The organism is bacterium, from assembly GCA_024224155.1.
Taxonomy (GTDB): Bacteria; Acidobacteriota; Thermoanaerobaculia; order Multivoradales; family JAHEKO01; genus CALZIK01.
This window is the reverse complement of record JAAENP010000267.1, coordinates 21118-27191: the sequence shown is the minus strand read 5'-3', so window position 1 is coordinate 27191 and position 6074 is coordinate 21118. Positions and strand designations below refer to the sequence as shown.

Below are 6074 nucleotides of genomic sequence, written 5' to 3'. Positions count from 1 at the left end.
GAGCTCTTCTTCGCTGTAGGTGGTGAAACACTCGACCTTGTCCCGGATGTTGGCCCAGTACTCGTCGACCGTCCTGGCGGCGGGAAAGCGCCCGGACATTCCAACGACAGCGATGTCGGAATCAGCGTGCTGCTTGGTCGAATCGCTCATTGCACCTGGAGTCATACGGAGCGCGCCCGCGAACGACGCCGGGCACGCGACGCGCGACGCATCTGGCCGCGATCGCGGGCCACGGACCGATCATCGCCTTGAGCGTCGGCATCAATGTGCCGGGCGAGTGCCTGGACAGTGGGAAACCGGAAGAGGTCGGTAATCGCCAGACGCGTTTCAAACGCCTTGGTCAGTTCGCGGTGCGCCCTCACCGCCAGCAGAGAGTGACCACCAATGTCGAAGAAGTTGTCGCGAGTGCCCACCCGCGGTATCACCAGGACTTTCTTCCAGATTTCGATGATCGTCTTCTCGATTTCGTTGGCCGCCGCTGGCGGCTCACTCGCGGTCGTCGGGACGGCATCAGCAGGCGCCGGCAGCGCCCGGCGATCGATCTTGCCGTTGGGCGTCAGAGGAAAGGACTCGAGCTCGATGAAGTGCGCTGGCACCATCGGCTCCGGCAGCTGCTTGCGCAGATGGGTTCGGAGTCGCTCGTACTCCAAGGGCTCGCCCGGTTTCGCGATGAGATAAGCGACCAGACGCTGGTCGCCGGTCACGTCCTCACGGGCGCTGACGACGACGTCCCGCACCGCCGGGTCCTGATCGATGACCGCCTCGATCTCGCCGAGCTCGATTCGATGTCCTCGGATCTTGACCTGATGATCGAGGCGCCCGAGAAACTCGACGTTGCCGTCCGCCCGATAGCGAGCGAGGTCGCCGGTGCGGTAGAGACGGTCCTCATCGGTTCGTCCGAAGGGATGCGACACGAACCGCTCGGCCGTGAGCTCCGGCTGATGGAGGTAGCCACGGACGACACCATCGCCACCAATGTGAAGCTCACCGGCGACGCCGACCGGTACGGGCTGGCCGTCGCTGTCCAGGATGTACAGCTCGGTATTGGCGATCGGTCGACCCAGGGGAATCGTCCCCTCGTTCAGGTCTACTGCTTGTGTGGACGACCAGATCGTGGTCTCGGTCGGTCCGTACATGTTGATCACTTCATTGAGATCCAACGCTTGGAGCTCGCGAGCCAGGGGCTGTGGGAAAGCCTCGCCCCCCAGGATCAGCGTGTGCAGCTTGGGCAGGGCGCTCTTGGTTTCCTCGTCCATCAGATACATGCTGGCCGTCGACGGCGTGCATTGGAGGTGAGTCACCCCGTGGCGTCGAATCGAGGCCGCCAGGGAGTAGTCTCGCAGGTTGTTTTCAGAACGGGCGGCCGCCATTTGGCGGACGAGGTTGAGCGGCTCCAGGTGGGCCAGAGCCTCATCGGTGTCGACGCCGAAGTCGATGAGACACGCGATCTCATCGATACCGATGCCTTTGAGGTCGTCGACGATCTCGAGACAGCGCGCCGGTGTGCCGAACAACCCGCTCGTCTCGAAGTAGCGCTCGAACGAATAGGCGAGTAGGCCCTCCATCTCGTCCTCTGAGAGACTGTTGATGTCTACATCGGTCGAGCCGTCGGAGCGCTTCTTGAAGGCCGTCCACTCCGCCGCGAAGTTCTTGACCAGCCCTAGCGCGCTGCGCAGGTAGTCGGTCATCGGCTCACGAACGGTCTCGCGCACCTCGTCCAGGTTGTCGCCGACGAAAGTATGGAGCATCATGGTGACGCAGCCAGCGGCGGGATCGTGACCATACTCGGAGAGTGCCTCGCGATAGAGGTCGATGCACTCCTCGACCTCGCTGGTCGTTTGACCGAGGAGATGGGTCAGGATATTGGCGCCAATTGCGCCAGCCATCCGATAAGTGTCGGGGTTGCCGGCTGTGGTGACCCAAATCGGCAGCTCCTTCTGAATCGGATGGGGCAAGGTTCGAATCTCGACCGGCTCGCCCTTGGCCCCTGGGAACGAAACCGCTTCGCCTCGCCACAGGTGCCTAACGACCTCGAGATCACGAAACATGATCGTCTTCGCATCCGCCCAGCTCTCGGGCCGGAGCACGAAGTCATTCGGGTTCCACCCAGAGGCAAAGGCTATGCCTACGCGGCCGCCCGAGAGATTGTCGACCAACGACCACTCCTCGGCCACTCGGATCGGGCTGTGGAGAGGCAGAACCACGCTGCCGGCGCAGATCTTGACGCGCTCCGTGCTCGAAGCGAGAGCCGCCCCCATCACCGCGGGATTCGGGTACAACCCCCCAAAGGCGTGAAAATGCCTCTCGGGTGTCCACACGGCCAAAAAGCCGTTGCGGTCGGCAAACTTGGCGCCCTCTAAGACCAGCCGGTACTTGTCCTGATCTCCGCCTTCACCGCTGGCGAAGTAGAACAGACTGAAATCCATCGGCTGCTCGGCGTGGGCGAGCGGCGCACGTGCCGGGAGTTTGGTTTCTTCAACGTGAACGACCACTTTGAAGCCGCGAGCAAGAGTCCAGAGCAGCTCGAGAACGGAGATGTCGAACGACAGGCTGGTAACCGCGAGCCAAACTCCGGGTGGGTCGTGTTGGATCCGCTCATCCATGCCGGCGAAGAAATTGACTACGTTGCGGTGCTCGACCGCCACTCCCTTTGGCCTGCCCGTCGAGCCCGAGGTGTAGATCACGTAGGCGAGGTTGTTGGGACCGACCGCACTTACTGGATTCGTGGAGGAGCAAGTGAGAATCTCCGGCCATTCCCTATCGATACACACGACGCGCGCCTCGGTCGCCGGTAGGCTATCTACTAGTGCCTCCTGGGTCAGGAGGACCCCCAGACCGGAGTCATCGAGCATTAATTTGACGCGCTGTTGTGGATAGGTCGGATCCAGCGGCACATAGGCGCCACCGGCCTTGAGCACGCCGAGGATCGCCACCACCATTTCGACGGACCTCTCGACGTAGATTCCCACCAGGGTGTCGGGACCTACCTCGAGGTCGCGCAGGTGATGTGCCAGCTGATTCGCTCTGGTATTGAGCTCTTCATAGGTCAGCGACTGGTCGCGACACACGACCGCCTCGTGATCGGGGGTCGCTTTTACCTGACGTTCGAAGAGCTGTTGGATCGTCGCCTCCCGCGGATACTCGGTTTCGGTTTTGTTCCAATCGGAGAGCATCAGCTGGCGTTCGTCCTCGGTCAACAACGCGATCTCGCTGATCGGTCGATCGGCTCGGGCGGGCATCTCCGCAAGCACGGTTACCAGATGTCCCAGCAGGCGATCCATCGTCTCCGGTGTGAATTGGCTGCGGTCATAGGCGATCTTGAGTAACAGCTCTTCCTCGGCGTACCCGTAGAGGGTCAGGGGATAGTTGGTTTCCTCGTGCAGCCAGAAATCACGGTTCCGCCACGAGCCGCCTTCGGCCCGCATCCGCGAGCTCAAGAGGAAGTTGTCGAACACGATCAGGGTCTCGAAGAGAGGCGTCCCAGCCGCGACCTCGCTCCACGACTGAACCGAGACCAGGGGCGTGTGCTCGTAGTCGCGCACCTCCAGCTCCTGGCGTCGGACCTCCTCGAGCCATTCTCCGAGCGACTGTCGCGGCTCAATGGTGGCTCGAACCGGCAATGCGTTCATAAACACTCCAACCACCGATTTGGCGTCCTCTATGCCGCCGTGCCGGCAGGCGCGAACGGCGCCGAAGACGACTTCCTTCTGATTGGAGTAGCGGCTGAGAAGAAGGGCCCAGGCCGCTTGCAGGAGTGTGTTGACGGTCACGGATCGGTTCTCGGCCAGCGAGCGCAGATCGTCCGTAGCCTGTTTTGTCAGTGTCCGCTTTGCCTCACCCGGTCCTATCGGCTCATGCGCTGCCGGCATGGATCGCTCCGCCCCCGGCAGCGGAGTCGCGGAGCCAATGCCTACGAGCCGTTTGCGCCAGAACGACTCCGCCCGTGAATGATCCAGAGTCTCTAGCCAGCGCACGTGTTCGCCGTACGGGCGGGCCGACTCGAGAACGAGGTTCTCGCCTCGGCCCAGCGCTTCGTAGAGCACGAAGACTTCTTTCAGAAGGACGGGAAAGGAGCGGCCGTCGAAGAGGATATGGTGGAAGCTCCAGATGACCTCATAGTGGTCGTCCGCCATCTGCATGACGCCGAACCTCATCAGGGGTGCTCGATCCAGTTCGAATCTTCGGCGACGATCGGCGCGGAGAAACGAGGCGAGCGCTTCCGCCTGGGCCGGCTCCGGTAGCCCACGGAGATCCTTGATCTCCCAGGGCAGCTCGACTTCGGCAACCACTTCCTGAACCGGCTCGTCGAGACTCTCCCAGCGAAAGCGGGTCCGGATGGCCGGGTGGCGGTTGGCTACCGCGTTCCAGGCTTGCTGGAACAGATCCAGCTCCAGCGGCTCGCGCAGCGTGCAGACGATCTGCTCGCAGTCCACTCCGGCCCCGGGAGCGGATAGGTGGTGATAAACCATCCCCTGCTGCATGGGTGAGAGGGGGTAGCTGTCTTCGATGACCTGGCTAAGCAAAAGGCCTCCCCTGGCTAAGGAACGACTAGCGATTCTAACATCGAAGCCGATTGTTCATCGAGAGATAGAGCAAGCTGAATACTTCCCCGACTGCCAACTTCGGCGCCGGTCCCTTGCGCCGGTGATGGGGCGCGAGCCGGGAAGACCGCTCGGCTGCCTGTCAGATTGGAATCTCGTCAAGAGTTCTTGTACTCTTTGTTTGCTTTGACGAAGCCGGAGTTCTGAGACATCAGGTCGATCTCGCCTGACCCCGCAGGAATGCCCTCTTCGACGCCAGACCTCGCGACGGTCTTCGAGACTCAGATCCAAAGCATCTTCCCACGCGAGGTCGCGGTGGCCGTTGCGCGCGCTACGGAATGGGACGCGCGCCTCCTTCCGCAAGAGGAAGAAACCGTCGCTGGAGCCGTTGCCAAGCGTCGCCGCGAGTTCGGGGCCGGCCGCGCCAGCGCCCGGCGAGCCCTTGCCAGCCTAGGTGTAGATGCCGATGAAGTTCCGTTACCCATGGCAGCTGACCGCTGTCCAGTTTGGCCGCCGGGCTTCACCGGGAGCATTACGCACTGCGAGGGCTTTTGCGGAGCGGCGGTAGCTCGGGCATCGGATGTCGCCGCAGTGGGCTTCGACGCGGAGCCAAGTCGTCCCGTCGAGCAGGATCTCATTCCCCTGGTCCTGACCGATCGGGAGCGAACCGAGAACCGGGTGGCGGTCGGGGACGGCCCGAATTGGAGCAAGCTCGTCTTCAGCGCCAAAGAGAGCTTCTACAAGTGCTACTACCCGGTCACGCTGACTGCACTGGATTTTCACGACGTTGAGATTGCTCTGAAGTCTGACGGTAAGAGCTTCGAGGCGGAGATCGTATCTTGCGCAGCGCCACCCTTGCTGGGTCGGCGAAATCTGGTTGGACGCTATATCGCTTGTGGAGGATTCATCTTCACGGCCGTTTCTTTGCAGCAGGCCGCAGTGGAAGGATGCTGATCAGAGCGACTCGCTCCTCCGAGCCGGCGGTCAATCGCAGTTTGGGCAGAACCTGCGAAGAAAGCTCTCAGCCGCCTGCGCCATGGCCTCGCCGGAAAGCTCATAGACCACCCGTCGACCCTGTCGGTGACTGGTCACCAGTTTGGCTCTCTTGAGGACGTTGAGGTGGCGAGAGATGGTTGGCTGAGACAACTCGAAGAGCTCAACGATCTCTCTGACACAGGATTCTCGGCGTTGGAGGAGCCGGAGAATCTGGCGGCGGGTACCGCTGGCGAGTGCCCTGATGAACTCGTCGAGGCCGGCGTCGGCGGAGCGGAGTGTCTCCGGCCTCGAGCCCTGCACCGAGTGGGTCCGCTGGCGGGCTGCTTGCGGCCCCGCAACCGGGCGTGGTCGTGGCGGAGTGAGCGAGGCCAACGCCGACTGAGCTCGTTTGGCGGTCAGTGACGACAGTGCCAGACTAAGCCCGTCGGAGAGTGACGTCGGAGGTTGACCGATACGATGGCTCGGCAGCTGTTGGAATTGACTTTCTTTCATCTGTCTCAAAGTCCCGTAAGATGAGTCGGTAGTCTCGGGGAGCGG

4 protein-coding genes are annotated in these 6074 nt (G+C 62.2%); 1 reads left to right on the top strand and 3 read right to left on the bottom strand.

The window, feature by feature from the left end:
- Positions 1–150, bottom strand: a 150-nt coding sequence (locus GY769_14055; protein ID MCP4203041.1) for a hypothetical protein, incomplete at its 3' end; no start/stop codon positions are given.
- Between the two features lie 11 nt (positions 151–161).
- Positions 162–4523: an LLM class flavin-dependent oxidoreductase gene (locus GY769_14050; GenBank protein MCP4203040.1), complete on the bottom strand. Its 4362-nt coding sequence runs from the start codon at positions 4521–4523 to the stop codon at positions 162–164.
- 258 nt (positions 4524–4781) lie between these two features.
- On the opposite strand from GY769_14050, the gene GY769_14045 reads away from it, so the two are divergent.
- A complete protein-coding gene (locus GY769_14045; protein MCP4203039.1) occupies positions 4782–5495 on the top strand; it encodes a 4'-phosphopantetheinyl transferase superfamily protein in 714 nt (237 codons plus the stop codon).
- Between the two features lie 30 nt (positions 5496–5525).
- On the opposite strand, the gene GY769_14040 is transcribed toward GY769_14045, so the two are convergent.
- On the bottom strand, positions 5526–6029 hold the full coding sequence (locus GY769_14040; GenBank protein MCP4203038.1) for a winged helix-turn-helix transcriptional regulator: 504 nt from the start codon (positions 6027–6029) through the stop codon (positions 5526–5528).
- Positions 6030–6074 lie beyond the last annotated feature (45 nt).

What these genes read in the sequence shown, in the direction of transcription:
- GY769_14045 (MCP4203039.1), top strand. Translation starts at nt 4,782, where the DNA reads ATGCCCTCTTCGACGCCAGACCTCGCGACGGTCTTCGAGACTCAGATC.
- GY769_14040 (MCP4203038.1), bottom strand. Translation starts at nt 6,029, where the DNA reads ATGAAAGAAAGTCAATTCCAACAGCTGCCGAGCCATCGTATCGGTCAA.